This window comes from Acidaminococcus fermentans (assembly GCF_009696675.1).
Lineage (GTDB): Bacteria > Bacillota > Negativicutes > Acidaminococcales > Acidaminococcaceae > Acidaminococcus.
Genome location: NZ_VULN01000005.1, coordinates 107,001 through 120,312 on the forward strand (window position 1 = coordinate 107,001; position 13,312 = coordinate 120,312).

Consider the following 13,312-nt stretch of genomic DNA (forward strand, 5'->3'; position numbering starts at 1 on the left):
CTTTCAATTCCAAATCCGATTATTTTTCGTTGGACAGGCCCAATTTTTCGAAAATCAGAAAGGCCAGGCTGGTCAGGATGGCTACCACCGTTGCCAGGCCCATGCCTTTCAGCTGGACGGGCCCGATGTGGACCGCTGCCCCGGAAAGACCGCTGATCATGGTCACGGCTGTGAGGATCAGGTTCTTGGGCTGGGTAAAGTCCACTTTCCGTTCCACCATCATCCGGAGGCCGGACGCTGCAATAAAACCGAACAATAAGATGCAGACGCCCCCCATCACCGGGGTGGGGATTCCGTGGATCACCGCAGCGATCTTCCCGATGAAGGAAAACAGGATGGCGAAAATGGCTGCGCCGCCGATGACCCAGGTGCTGTACACCCCGGTAATGGCCATGACCCCCATGTTTTCCCCGTAGGTAGTATTGGGAGTGGACCCCAGGAGCCCGGAGAGCACGTTGGAAAGACCATCCGCCATAAGGGACCGGTGGAGCCCGGGATCCTTGATCAGGTCACGTCCTACAATGTCGCTGGTGACGAACAGATGCCCCAGATGTTCCGCCAGCACCACAAACAGGGCGGGCAGGATCATCATGATGGCGGACACATTGAACCGGGGCTGGTAGAAGGTGGGGAAAGAGAACCAGGCGGCGGTTTCCACCGCAGAGAAGTTCACCACACCCATGAACCAGCTGAGGACGTAGCCGGACACCACCCCGATAAGGATGGGGATGATGGCGATGAATCCCCGGCCCAGGACGGTGGCCAGGATGGTCACAATCAGGGTGAACATGGAAATGGTCATGGCCTGACCGTTGGTCATCCCCTGGACCGGATCCACGAAGCCGCTCATGTTGAGAGCCAGGGGCGCCAGTTCCAGACCGATGATGGCCACAATGGACCCCATGGCCGCGGGCGGAAACAGCACATCGATCCAATCCGTGCCGATTTTCTTTACCATAAGGCCGATCAGGATGAAGCAGAGGCCGAAGGCAATGAAGCCTCCCTGGGCGTCTCCATAGGTCATCCCCGGGGTAGCGCACACCGCCAGCACAGGGGAAATGAAGGCGAAGCTGGAGCCCAGATAGGCCGGGAGCTTCCATTTGCAGATAGTCAGATACAGCAGGGTGCCCACCCCGTTCATAAACAGGGCGGTGGCAGGGTCCACGTGCAGGAGAAAAGGCACCAGTACGGTGGAACCGAACATGGCAAACAGATGCTGCAGGCTCAGAGGGATGGTTTCCAGGACCGGAAGCTTTTCTTCCACGTGGATGATTCGTCGTTCTTCCATGGATCATGACTCCTTTTTTCTTTTCATTTCTTTTATTTTACCATATCCGGCAGGGAAGAAGGAAGGAATGTTGGTACATTCCGGGGGCCGCCCGGCCTGCGGCCCTCCAGGGTTCATACGGTTTTCCCGGAATCTCCGGAAGCTGAAAAAAGGACTGTTGCTTATGCAACAGTCCTTCAAATTTCAATGGTGCCGGGGACCGGAATCGAACCGGTACGGAGATCACTCTCCGAGGGATTTTAAGTCCCTTGCGTCTGCCAGTTCCGCCACCTCGGCGAAAAAGTTAAATTGGAGGCGACGCCCAGAATCGAACTGGGGATAAAGGTTTTGCAGACCTCTGCCTTACCGCTTGGCTACGTCGCCATATGAAAATGGAGCGGAAAACGAGATTCGAACTCGCGACCCCCACCTTGGCAAGGTGATGCTCTACCACTGAGCTACTTCCGCATAAAGAATGGTGCCTCAGCGCAGAATCGAACTGCGGACACAAGGATTTTCAGTCCTTTGCTCTACCAACTGAGCTACCGAGGCAAATTGGCGACCCAGGACGGACTCGAACCGACGATCTCCGCCGTGACAGGGCGGCATTCTAACCAACTGAACTACTGGGCCGTTGTCAGGAAACACCCTCAGGTGCTGCCGACTTGATTAGTATACTGTATAGTAAGGAAAATGTCAAGGATAATTTAAGGCAATGGGAAATAAACTTCGCATTGCCGTCGCCGGTCATCAGTCAACGGCGGTCGGAAGGAACCCGGGCAGCGGATTCCTTCGATTCAGATAAAACCATAGAGAACGCATCCTCCCATGGACAAACAGCGACGGTATCAGGCTGTTTGCTGAGACTAGGGATACCAATTGCATGCAAAAAAAGACTGCCCCATTTCTGGAGCAGTCTTTTCATCGCTTTTGGAATTATTTCCGCAGGCCCAGTCTTTCTACAATGCTTCTGTACCGTTCGATGTTTTTCTTCATCAGGTAGTTCAGCAGGCCACGGCGCTGACCAACCATTTTCAGCAGGCCGCGACGGGAATGATGGTCCTTCTTGTTGGCTTTCAGGTGTTCGGTCAGATAGCTGATCCGTTCGGTCAGGATGGCGATCTGTACTTCAGGAGACCCGGTGTCCTGTTCGTTGATGCGGTAGGTTTCGATGAGTTCTTTCTTTCTTGCAGGCGTTAACATTGTTCTTTTCCTCCTTAGTCATAGAAAAGCCCGTGGCTGCAGCTGGCGTCGGAGTGTCGCGCAGCAGCGCCAAGGTTCAAAGAATTGTGCTCTTTCAGCACGTTGGCATTATAACATACTTTACAGTTTGGTGCAAGGGAAAAGGAAGGGCCGTGTGTGTCAAGAAGTTCTCGGTAAAATCTTCATCACAGTATAGTTATTCATCCATGTCCGAAAGTGCAGAGTGAAGAGTGAAGAGCATGGGCCCGTAGAGGCCGCACAACCGGCGACTCGCCAGATGTACGAATCTCTGACCCCAACGATGTAGGGGGTTGCCGAAGGCAAACCCGTCCCGGCCGCCCAGAGGGCAAAAACTTCTATACCCATACACCCGCGAGGGCTCTTCGCCGGGAGGGCAGACCCGTTCGTCCCTGGCGGGAGGCTCACAGCCTATCGCCTTGCCCTGACGGTCAAAGGCTGCGGCTACGGACCAGGAAGCCGGACCCCATCGCCCGCGTGCTCCACCCCAGGAGCGACAAAACCCGATGTTGTCCCGCCGACTCCTCCTGGGCCTGCTCTCCCGGCTCCCGGGGTATCGACGTATACCCGCAAAGAGTACCAGCATAGCCGGAGGCCAAGTCCGCCCTGCAGGGGCGGGGGACCGGGCTTGCCCGGTGGTGGGGGCATGAGGTTCTGAAAGGACCGAATACCTTGACGGTGGTATGGAAACTATCTACCTGAGAGACAGCAACGGATACTGCGGTCATCATATTTCTACTTCTGCCAGACACTCCCTTGTTTTCGGCCGGTCCTGCAAAATATCGGCTATCGCCGATGACCCCACCACCGTGCTCCGCACGGTCCCCAGCTACGGCATAAGCGACCGCCAACGCCGCTGAACGCCCCTCACAGGGCAGACTTTGGGACCGTCCTTATTACCAGTTCAGTGCTGCGGCCAACTCTGCTGCCCGTTAGAAAACCCCTTTATTAAGTTGGTGAATTTCTGATACAATGAAATCCATGGAAGACCTTCTCTCCTATCTGTAATCTGTAGTGGTGTGGTAACTAATACTATAGGATGAAGGTCTTCCTTTTTGCAAGTTTATAAGGGATTATTCATTTCACCGAGAACTATTTTACACTAAGGGAAAAGGAAGGGCCATCAGGACCCTTGCGACAGCAGATACACGCAGTACTGATTCATGCTGACTCCTTCTTCTTTGGCGTGTTCGGCCAGACGGCGGTGCAGGCTTTTGGGGATCCGCAGCTTAAACTGTCCGGAATATCCATTGGCAGATACCGGTTCAGCAATCTCCACTCCGCTTTCCAAGGCTGCGGCCAGCCACTCCTTCTTCGCATCTTTAGCATTTTTGGCAGCCTCTTCCATGGAATCACCGACCGTTATGCATCCCGGCAAATCCGGATAACGGGCCACATATCCCCCCTCATCCGGATCCGGAACGATTTCCAGCCGATAAGGAAGTGCCATATAATATTCAATCGTTTTCATTTCCAGCTTCCTCCTCCACCACCTGGCGGACCATCTCGACATATACTTTTTTGATGGGTTCATGTTTGGGGACAGTAATGGGGTTTTTTCCAGGTTTCCTGAAAGTATAATGGCTGCTTCCGCCTCTGGGCGCACTCATTACGTACCCATAACTCTCCAATATTTTTCTTAGTTCATCAAACCTCATGTCTTTTGATAAAGTGAATATTTTTTTCAGCAATTTTTCCCATTTAGACATATCGTTCCTGCCTTTAGTATAATTGGTACCATATATGGTGTCAATATCTTGTTTCCTGTTGTGTACTGTTCAACGTCTTCCCTGATATTACATAGTATGTATTTTACTATATTTGTAGAATATTTCAACTTTTCATGGTGAAGCTAAAAAAGACGTCAGCCTATTGGCAGTCAGCAGAGGATCCCTGCTTTCCATACCGAACAAATCTGACGTCTGCCGTCTCAAGGCCCTCAGGCCACATTTGACTTTTTCTTATATTCCCTGCCGCACCAGGCTTTCTGCGGTGCATACGGCGGCAATGGCCGGGTCGATCACCGGGACCCCCAGTTTTTCACTAAGGGGCCTGGCCAATCCCAAAAAGGACAGGCAGCCCAGGATCAGACACTGAACTCCTTGTTCCCTGATCAGCCTTTTTCCCTCTTCCACCAACTGGGCAAAGGCTTCTTCCCGATTGTCCCAGATGGATTTTCCCTGGAAATGGATGGCTCCGATGGCTTTGATCCGTCCAGGACCGATGCCCAAGGTAGGCAGGAACAGTTCTTTTTCCCCGATCCGGGCGGGATCACTGAGGATGACTCCCGACTGCCTGGCCACCAGGGGCGCCTGGAGCACCGAAGCCTGGGCTCCGCCCACCACTGGGATTCGGAGCCGTTCCCGGCAGGCTTCAGCCGCCGGATCAGAAAAGCAGTACAGCACCACAGCGTCACACCCATCCTGTTCCGCCTGTTTGGCCAGTTCCAGGATTTCCGGACCGGCCAGGACCACATCCGCCGCACTGTTGATTTCCACTTTTGTTTGGGTGAGACAGACCATGGACAGTTCCACATCGGGCCCCACAAACTGCTGGAGGATGCTGCAGCGCTGGGCCATGGCCTCTTCCCCCACCCCATAATCCGGATTGATGATACGGATTTTCATAGGCACCTCAGGACAGGATCTTGGACAGGAATTTCTGGGCCCGTTCCGATTTGGGATGAGCGAAGAATTCCGCCGGCGGGGCGCTTTCCACCAGATAGCCCCCATCCATGAAATAGATCATGTCGGATACATCCCGGGCAAAGCCCATTTCGTGGGTCACCAGCACCATGGTAATGCCGCTTTGGGCCAGTTCCCGGATTACATCCAGCACTTCCTTTACCATTTCCGGATCCAGGGCGGACGTGGGTTCATCCAGAAGCAGCACATCAGGATGCATGGCCATAGCCCGGGCAATGGCCACCCGCTGCTGCTGGCCCCCGGAAAGCCGGCTGGGATATTCTCCTGCCTTGTCAGCCAGCCCAACTTTGGCCAAGAGTTCCCGGCCATCTTTTTCTGCTTCTTCCCGGCTTTTCCCATTGACCACCATGGGGGCATAGGTCACGTTCCGGAGTACGGTCATGTTTTTGAACAGGTTGAAATGCTGGAACACCATCACTTCTTTTTTCCGGATGTCCGCAATCTTTATCCCCGGTGCCAGAATGTCCTGACCTTCGAAGATGATCTTTCCCCCATCAGGTTTTTCCAGCAGGTTCAGACACCGGAGCAGGGTGGATTTCCCACTGCCGGAAGGACCGATGATGGTCACCACCTGTCCCCGCTCCACCTCCAGGCTGATGTCCTTCAGGACTTCCAGACTGCCAAAATGTTTGGCCACATGTTCTACTTGGATAATGTTGTCAGTCACTGATACGCACCTTCTTTTCTACATATCCTCCAATGAAGGTTATTCCCATTACCAGTACGTAATAAACAACCGCAGCAATGATAAACGCTTCAAAGGCACGAAAAGTCTTTGCCTGCACAAGATCAGCCCAACGCAGGGTATCCGCTACACCAATAACAGACACAAGACTGGAGTCTTTCAGTAAGGCAATGCTTTCATTAACCAGTGCAGGAAAGGTGTTTTTAATAGCCTGTGGCAGAATGACATCTAGAATAAAACGATGTTTGGGTACACCTAAAGAAAACGCAGCTTCCCACTGGCCCTTGTCAACAGAAAGGATTCCCCCACGAAGAGCTTCTGAAATATAAGCGGCGGAATTCATTCCAAAGGACAGCACACCAGCCTCCAAAGCAGAAATCGTGTAGCCGGTCAATTGAGGAGTAGCAAAATAAATCAGCATGAGCTGGACCAGCAACGGCGTACCGCGAAATACAGAAATATAGAATTTAGCGAAGGGCGACAGTATCCTGTTTTTTGAAATCGTGAATAAGGCCAAGATGAAACCGCCAATGAATCCCAGGAACGTGGAAAAGAATGTGAATTTCAGCGTAATCCAAACAGCCGACGTCAATAAGGGAAAATAGGGCTCCAGCACATAAAATTTAAACATGATGAACCGTCTCTTTCTTAGTCCAGGTTTAGAGAAGAAAGCCGGCTCTTAGAGGCCGGCATCCTTCACCATTTTTTCATAGTTTTTCGTTTGTTCTTCACCCAGATTCTTTACCAGAATCTTGTGGAATTCACCATTTTTCATCATTTCATCCAGGATTTCATTGACTTTGTCCACATTTTTGGAATCCTTTGGCAAAGCAATGCAGAAGATTTCATCCTTATCAGTGGACAATGCCAGCATATGCATTTCCAGTTCCGGATGTTCTTTGCAGAAAATAATGGCATGAGTACCATCCACCAGTCCAGCATCCAGACGTCCATTCAATACATCCTGTACTACCAACAGAGAAGAATCAAGTTCCACTACATCAATCCCAGGGACAGCCTTCAAATCTCTTGCATAGGTAGTACCCATAGTCGTACCGGCCTTTTTCCCTTTCAGCATTTCCAGCGAAGAAAAATTTGTTCCTTTCTTGGCGATAATAGCTTTGGGTGGATAATAATAGGCCTTGGAGAAGCTGACCACTTTGCTCCGTTCATCAGTAGGAGAAAGGCCTGCCACAACCATATCAGCACGCCCGCTTTGCAGAGTCGGAACCAAGGAAGCAAATTTCATATCCTGAAACTCCACTTTCTTGCCCATTTTCTTACCAATGTATTCAGCAAGATCAATATCGATTCCTACAAATTTTCCTGTTTTTTCATCAATAGATTGAAAAGGCGGGAATGTACAGTTGGTGGCTACTTTCAGCACACCATTGGGAGCACTGTCTTTGGCCGTATCAGCTGCCTTTTTCTGCTCTCCCCCGCATCCGGCCAGAAGAACAGAAGCAGACAGCACCATCAGCCCCATTGCAATCATTTTCATCATTTTACTTTTCATCATTGTATCCCCTCTCTGGACAACTTGTCCCTTTATCTTTTATATTCTGGAAAGCCATTTTGTACCAACAGATAGCGGGCCACCTGTTCATCCGTGGCAATCCACGCACCATGATCTTTGGCATACCGGACAAATTCACGCAGATTACGCAAATAGCCCGGACGGCCAATATACTGCGGATGCATAACAAAATTCATAAATCCTTTTTCTTCCAGGATTCCGTCCAGTTCTTCTTCCCAGATTTGAATGAATTCTCTCCCGCTTCGCAGATTGGTATGCATGGGGGATTGAATAGTATACATGTCATAAGCCGTATCATCATGAATACTATCCTTGGGAAGTTCCACAATAGGAACTGTCTCTCCATTAATCTGATGAAGGAACGGTCTGTCAGTATCTCTCCAGTTGGAAGAATAGATATATCCCCGTTCTTTCCATAACCATAAATGAAAATCATAAAGATACCCTTCCGGACTGCGGTTCCCCATGGGGCGCTTTCCCGTGATGCCGGTGAGTATTTTTTCACATTTCTCCATTAGGGCATTTTCTTTTTCATAATCATCATAAGCTTCATGTTTGTATCCATGATAGGATATTTCATGCCCTTGGAAAGCAATTTCACGAATGACTTCCGGATGTAGTTCTGCTATAAATGCTGGAGTGAAAAAGGTTGCCTTGACCTGTTCTGATTCCAACATCCTTAAAATCCGTGGGATTCCCTGGCGAACAGAATAGACTCCCCTGGACAAATTCACCGGATGATGGATATTTTCAGGATTCCGTGTAGTCCACATGGTTTCTGCATCAATATCAAAGGACAGACACAGCGCCATCTTGTAAGGTTCCGGCCAGTGATAATTCATATCTGTTCACCTCCCCTGGATTCATAGAAGTCCTTTACATAATTTGCCACCGTTTCACAGTCTGCAATCCAGGCGCCTCTCTGCTGCATATAAAGAATTAATTTTTCCAGCATATGGATTCGGCTGACTCGACCGCTGAGCTGGGGATGGAGTTTCAGGACCATCACCTTATCACCTTCTGCCGCCAGTTCATCAAATGCATCCTGCCACTGGACATATACATCATCTGGACGCGAACTGCATAATATGGTCGCTGAATCTGCATAAGAAAAATAATAATAGGTAAAATCATCCAGCGTCACATCAGTAGGAAGTTCTATGATTCCATTGGGAAGCTGGTATGGCCAATCGCAGTCTTTTAATGTGGAGTCATAGAGATATCCCTGTCTCTGATACAAATCCAAACTGTATTCCTGTAAGGTATCCAAAGGTCCCCGAGCCCCTGTCGGCTTTTTTCCAGAAACCTCAACAATCAGATTTTCAGCTTTCGCCAGATTTTCCTTTTCTTCCTCCATAGGAATACCCAATCGACTGTCATGCTCATAACCATGGTATCCGATTTCCAACCCTCTGTCGGCAATTTTCTTCACCGCATCCGGATATTCTTCGATGATCTTCCCGGGAATGAAGAACGTGGCAGGCAGATGCTGCCGGTCCAGCAGAGCCAGGCACCGGTCCAGGCCTTCGTGAGGGCCGTACTGGCCCCGGGAAAAGTCAGAGAATCCGATGGTTTTCTTCCCAATGACGGAATGACGCAAAAGTTCCGCGTCAAAATCAAAAGTCAGCATGACGGCGATCCGTTTGCCTCCCGGCCACTGGATCCCATCTCCGTTTTTCAAAGCAATCAATAATTTCACCTTCCGTGCCATAGTATAGGAATCTGATTGGAATAAAGGTTATTATAGCACAGATAAGAAAAAGTTGTGCATATTTTTTCATGAATTATGAATACATATAATTTCGTGTATCATTTATTACAAAAAAAAGAAGCTGCCTGCTTGTTACGCAGACAGCTTCCTGATTTCTCTCTTACAGAGCAGCCTTGGCAGTTTCCACCAGTTTGGCGAAAGCAGCGGCATCGTTTACAGCCATGTCGGCCAGGACTTTCCGGTCCAGCACAACGCCGGCTTTGGTCAGGCCGCAGATGAAACGGCTGTAGCTCAGGCCGTTGGCCCGGGTGGCAGCGTTGATCCGGGCGATCCACAGCTGACGGAATTCGCGTTTCTTGGCTCTTCTGTCACGACGGGCATACATCAGGCCCTTCATGACGGTTTCATTGGCTTTTTTGAACAGCTTGCTCTTGGAACCTCTGTAGCCTTTGGCCAGCTTCAGGATATGTTTATGACGTCTATGGGCAGTTACGCCGACTTTAATTCTTGCCATTGTTTATTTCCTCCTTGGAATCTCTGAAATCTCTCAAACAGTGAAATTATGCGTACGGCAGCATCTTGGCTACACGTTCGTGGTCGGTCTTGTGGACCAGACCCGCTTTACGCAGGTTTCTCTTACGGGTAGGAGATTTGTGTTCCAGGATGTGGCTCCGGAAAGCTTTACCACGTTTGAATTCACCGGTAGCGGTGGCTTTGAAGCGTTTAGCAGCAGATCTGCGGGTTTTCATTTTCGGCATGATTGGACATCCTCCTTGTTATTTGGCACTTTTGGGAGCAACGATCATGATCATGTTGCGTCCTTCCAGCTTCGGCTTTCTTTCCACAGTGGCAATCTCCTGCAGTTGGTCAGCCATTCTATTCAGTAATTGTTCACCCAGTTCCGGATGGGTCATTTCCCGGCCCCGGAACATGATGGTAACTTTTACCTTGTCACCGCCCTGTAAGAAGCGGATGGCATTCTTGGTCTTTACTTCGAAATCGTGGTCTTCGATGCGGATCCGGAGTTTGACTTCCTTCACATCGATGATTCTCTGGCGCTTCCGGGCCTCTTTTTCTCTCTTCTGCTGTTCATAGAGATACTTGCCGTAATCCATGATCCGGCAGACCGGGGGTTTGGCCTTGGGAGCGATTTCCACCAGGTCCAGATGCTTTTCTTCGGCCAGGTGCAGGGCATCATGGAGAGACATGATTCCAAACTGTTCCCCGTCCGCAGAATTTACACGAACTTCTCTTGCGCGGATGGCTTCATTGATCCGCAGTTCATCTTTTGCTATGACGTTCACCTCCAATAGGTTAGACAGACAATAAAATAAAAACGGGCGAACCAAAGTCCACCCGTTGCAAATCCGTATCACTGACCCTGTCGAGCGTTGCCGCAAGGTGAGAAGCAGGTGGCCTCTACTTTGGTTACTTGATTATTATACCACAGGGATATTATTTTGCAAGCTTTTTTACATCATCTGCCGGAATTTCTCAATGGGCAGCAGCCGGTAGAGCACCATGCAGATCACCAGATCCGGCAGCAGATAGGAACCGTTGGCCACCAGGGAATAAACTGCCGGGGACATGGTGGCCGGCGCATAGCTGGCAAAGAACACCACCCCGGAAAGGAAATGGAACAGATACCGGACGGCCACCCCCACGGCCATGCCCAGATAGGGCCGCTGAGGGAAGAATCCGCACAGACCCAGGGCCATGAAAGGCAGGGGATAATCCAGCAGCACCTGGACCGGATGGAGGATGTAGGGGTTCAGCAGCAGGTTCAGCAGCCCGTACACGAACCCGGCCATGATTCCCACCCGGGGCCCGTACACAAAGGCTATGAGCATCATGGGCAGCATCCCCCCCAGGGTAATGGTGCCTCCGTAGGGCATCCGGTAAAGGGGCAGCAGGCTCAGCACCAGGGTCAGGGCCAGGAGCAGGCCGCAGACAGTGGCCTGGTGAGTGGTGATCTTCATTGGCCGTCCCTCTCTTCTCTTGCCTGGCGCATCAGGGCGATTTCCGCCTGGTAGCCGGCCAGTTCATTGGGGGTCTCCAGGATAAAGGGCAGGTCCCGGAGGGCCGGATGATTCACCACGTTTTTCAGGGTATCCAGTCCGATGCATCCCAGGCCCAGTTTCTCGTGCCGGTCCTTGTGGGCTCCCAGGGGATTTTTGCTGTCGTTGAGATGGATGGCTTTCAGCCGGTCCAGCCCAAGGGTCCGGTCGAATTCTTCCAGTACTCCGTCCAGATCAGAAGCGATGTCATACCCTCCGTCCCACACATGGCAGGTATCCAGGCACACCCCCACTTTTTCCGGATGGTCCAGCCGGTCGATGATGGCCCGGAGTTCTCCGAAGGTCCGGCCCACTTCCGTCCCCTTCCCGGCCATGGTTTCCAGGAGCAGGGTGGTGGAAAGATCCGGATCCAGCACGGCGTTCAGGCACTGGGCAATGAGAGCGATGCCTGTTTCCGACCCCTGTCCCAGGTGGTTCCCCGGGTGCATGTTGTAATAGTTCCCGGGCACCGCCTCCAGCTTTCTCAAATCATCGGCGATGGTTTCCCGGGCAAAAGTCCGCACATCCTCCTTGGAAGAAGCCGGATTCAGGGTATAGGGAGCGTGGGCCACCAGAGGGATGGTCCGGTTGAGCTCCCAGAGGGCCTGGAATTTTTCCACATCTTTGGGATCGATTTCCTTGGCTTTGCTGCCCCGGGGATTCCGGGTAAAAAAGGCAAAAGTATCCGCTCCGATAGAAAGGGCCGTCTTCCCCATGGCGGCGAATCCTTTGCTGGAGGACAAATGACATCCAATATGAAGCATCCTGTATGTACTTCCTTTCGTTTATTTCACGTGGCTTGCAAAATCAAAGGGCAGTTCGATGATGTACCGCATGCCCCGGCCTTCCGCATTGTCCGCCCGGATCTGTCCCCCCATCAGGGTCACCAGACGCTGGGTCACCACCAGGCCCAGGCCTCCGTGGACTTTGGCGCTGCCCACCTGCCGGGTCAGTTCAAAAGGCAGGAAGGCTTTCTCCACCATTTCCTGGGGCACCTTCATGCCGGCGCAGAGCACGGTGAATTCCATGGCAACTTTTTTGTTCTTCACCAGTTTCTGCCGTACGGCGCAAAGGACTTTCTGTCCCCGGTCCGTAAACAGCAGAGCATGGGTGAGCAGGTTCAGCAGTACCTGTTCCAGCCGTTTTTCGTCCCCGATCAGGTTGGGATACAAGAGAGGTTCCACGGTGCAGTCGTAGGTGATGCCCCGTTTCTCCCCTTCTTTCTGGAACAGCTGGTTCAGTTTGGTCAATGTCTCATCCACATTGAATTCCTCGCTGCGGATTTCCAGGGTGCCGTTTTCGATGTCGGACAGTTCCTTAACGTCTTCGATCATGGTCATGAGATACCGGGCTTCCTGCTGGCTTTCGTCCAGATAATCCTTCCGCCGTCCCGGATCCATTTCCTCCCGGGTGAGGCTGAGATTCCCCATAATATCCCGGAGGGCTTCCCGGGTATCCTGGCTGAACCGGTTGAGGAATTCCGTTTTGGCCTGGGCGGCCTTCCGGGCTTCGTTCATGTCCAGGCTCAGCTGGGCCCGTTTTTCCATTTCTGCAGACCGGCTGTCATCCACATCCCGCTTCAGCAGCAGGCAGCTGCGGCTGTGGATTTTGTCATTCTTGACTCCCTGGAACAGGAAGGCCTTCCAATGGAAAGTACCGTCGGCGCCTTTTTCCCGGGCAATGAATTCCACCGGAGAGCAGGTCTTCATGGCCTTTTCGATGGCCCCTTTGATATAGTCTTCGTTGTATTTCAGGCCGTCGCTGGGATGGAGGGGTCCGATCAGGTCCCCGATTCCCTCAATGTCCCGCTGGTCGATTTTCAGGTCTCCGTCCACGAAATGGTACCGGTAGGCCTTCTGCTTCTTCCAGTCCACATCTTCCAGACTGTCATAGGTATCACAGAGATGGGCGATCATCCGGCCGATCCGGTAGCGGATCTTCCGTTCCCGGCGCACCTGGTGGGTGCGGAACCGGTAGGCGATCAGCAGCAGGACCAGAAGGCCCAGCAGGACTTCCGCCCCGGTTTTCAGCATGGGTGCGGTGGGAAGAGTTCCCGCGGCACCGGGGAGGAAATTTTTCCAAACGGCGATCTGACTGGTCAGGGTATTGATGATTTCCATAATCCACGC

General features: G+C 51.7%; 16 protein-coding genes, 5 tRNA genes and 1 other annotated feature. All 21 genes read right to left on the bottom strand.

Annotated features, from left to right (window positions below):
- Positions 1 to 19 precede the first annotated feature (19 nt).
- Positions 20 to 1,288, bottom strand: coding sequence for a uracil permease (gene uraA / locus FX155_RS04840; RefSeq protein WP_154487920.1), 1,269 nt, complete (start codon positions 1,286 to 1,288; stop codon positions 20 to 22).
- A 187-nt stretch (positions 1,289 to 1,475) separates the two neighbouring features.
- Positions 1,476 to 1,564, bottom strand: a tRNA-Leu gene (locus FX155_RS04845).
- A gap of 13 nt (positions 1,565 to 1,577) precedes the next feature.
- A tRNA-Cys gene (locus FX155_RS04850) sits at positions 1,578 to 1,651 on the bottom strand.
- Positions 1,652 to 1,660: 9 nt separating this feature from the next.
- A tRNA-Gly gene (locus FX155_RS04855) sits at positions 1,661 to 1,735 on the bottom strand.
- 8 nt (positions 1,736 to 1,743) lie between these two features.
- Positions 1,744 to 1,819: transfer RNA gene (locus FX155_RS04860), tRNA-Phe, on the bottom strand.
- 4 nt (positions 1,820 to 1,823) lie between these two features.
- Positions 1,824 to 1,900: transfer RNA gene (locus tag FX155_RS04865), tRNA-Asp, on the bottom strand.
- A gap of 303 nt (positions 1,901 to 2,203) precedes the next feature.
- The gene (gene rpsO / locus FX155_RS04870) at positions 2,204 to 2,470 is read right to left on the bottom strand and encodes a 30S ribosomal protein S15 (RefSeq protein ID WP_012938052.1); all 267 of its coding nucleotides are present in this window, start codon (positions 2,468 to 2,470) and stop codon (positions 2,204 to 2,206) included.
- A gap of 1,141 nt (positions 2,471 to 3,611) precedes the next feature.
- Positions 3,612 to 3,959: a toxin-antitoxin system HicB family antitoxin gene (locus FX155_RS04875; RefSeq protein WP_154487921.1), complete on the bottom strand. Its 348-nt coding sequence runs from the start codon at positions 3,957 to 3,959 to the stop codon at positions 3,612 to 3,614.
- Positions 3,946 to 4,197, bottom strand: a complete 252-nt coding sequence (locus tag FX155_RS04880; protein ID WP_154487922.1) for a type II toxin-antitoxin system HicA family toxin — start codon at positions 4,195 to 4,197, stop codon at positions 3,946 to 3,948. Before FX155_RS04880 ends, FX155_RS04875 begins: the two co-directional genes overlap by 14 nt.
- A gap of 252 nt (positions 4,198 to 4,449) precedes the next feature.
- Positions 4,450 to 5,115 carry an aspartate/glutamate racemase family protein gene (locus FX155_RS04885; protein WP_022488387.1) on the bottom strand — a complete coding sequence of 222 codons (666 nt, stop codon included), beginning with the start codon at positions 5,113 to 5,115 and terminating at the stop codon, positions 4,450 to 4,452.
- A 7-nt stretch (positions 5,116 to 5,122) separates the two neighbouring features.
- A complete protein-coding gene (locus FX155_RS04890; protein ID WP_326831111.1) occupies positions 5,123 to 5,848 on the bottom strand; it encodes an amino acid ABC transporter ATP-binding protein in 726 nt (241 codons plus the stop codon).
- A gap of 4 nt (positions 5,849 to 5,852) precedes the next feature.
- A complete protein-coding gene (locus FX155_RS04895; protein ID WP_154487923.1) occupies positions 5,853 to 6,509 on the bottom strand; it encodes an amino acid ABC transporter permease in 657 nt (218 codons plus the stop codon).
- A gap of 48 nt (positions 6,510 to 6,557) precedes the next feature.
- On the bottom strand, positions 6,558 to 7,397 hold the full coding sequence (locus FX155_RS04900; RefSeq protein WP_154487924.1) for a substrate-binding periplasmic protein: 840 nt from the start codon (positions 7,395 to 7,397) through the stop codon (positions 6,558 to 6,560).
- A gap of 29 nt (positions 7,398 to 7,426) precedes the next feature.
- The gene (locus FX155_RS04905; protein WP_154487925.1) at positions 7,427 to 8,257 is read right to left on the bottom strand and encodes a polysaccharide deacetylase family protein; all 831 of its coding nucleotides are present in this window, start codon (positions 8,255 to 8,257) and stop codon (positions 7,427 to 7,429) included.
- Positions 8,254 to 9,045 (bottom strand): polysaccharide deacetylase family protein, encoded by a 792-nt coding sequence (locus tag FX155_RS04910; RefSeq protein WP_229778434.1) that lies wholly within the window; start codon positions 9,043 to 9,045, stop codon positions 8,254 to 8,256. Before FX155_RS04910 ends, FX155_RS04905 begins: the two co-directional genes overlap by 4 nt.
- A 241-nt stretch (positions 9,046 to 9,286) precedes the next feature.
- Positions 9,287 to 9,640, bottom strand: a complete 354-nt coding sequence (gene rplT / locus FX155_RS04915) for a 50S ribosomal protein L20 (RefSeq protein WP_022488381.1) — start codon at positions 9,638 to 9,640, stop codon at positions 9,287 to 9,289.
- 46 nt (positions 9,641 to 9,686) lie between these two features.
- On the bottom strand, positions 9,687 to 9,884 hold the full coding sequence (gene rpmI, locus FX155_RS04920; RefSeq protein WP_022488380.1) for a 50S ribosomal protein L35: 198 nt from the start codon (positions 9,882 to 9,884) through the stop codon (positions 9,687 to 9,689).
- An 18-nt stretch (positions 9,885 to 9,902) separates the two neighbouring features.
- Positions 9,903 to 10,436, bottom strand: a complete 534-nt coding sequence (gene infC, locus FX155_RS04925) for a translation initiation factor IF-3 (RefSeq protein ID WP_154487927.1) — start codon at positions 10,434 to 10,436, stop codon at positions 9,903 to 9,905.
- Between the two features lie 12 nt (positions 10,437 to 10,448).
- Positions 10,449 to 10,557: a sequence feature (ribosomal protein L20 leader region), on the bottom strand.
- A gap of 41 nt (positions 10,558 to 10,598) precedes the next feature.
- On the bottom strand, positions 10,599 to 11,105 hold the full coding sequence (gene thiT, locus FX155_RS04930) for an energy-coupled thiamine transporter ThiT (RefSeq protein WP_022488378.1): 507 nt from the start codon (positions 11,103 to 11,105) through the stop codon (positions 10,599 to 10,601).
- On the bottom strand, positions 11,102 to 11,947 hold the full coding sequence (locus FX155_RS04935; RefSeq protein ID WP_154487928.1) for a deoxyribonuclease IV: 846 nt from the start codon (positions 11,945 to 11,947) through the stop codon (positions 11,102 to 11,104). Before FX155_RS04935 ends, thiT begins: the two co-directional genes overlap by 4 nt.
- Before the next feature lie 21 nt (positions 11,948 to 11,968).
- The gene (locus FX155_RS04940; protein ID WP_154487929.1) at positions 11,969 to 13,303 is read right to left on the bottom strand and encodes a sensor histidine kinase; all 1,335 of its coding nucleotides are present in this window, start codon (positions 13,301 to 13,303) and stop codon (positions 11,969 to 11,971) included.
- Between the last annotated feature and the right edge of the window lie 9 nt (positions 13,304 to 13,312).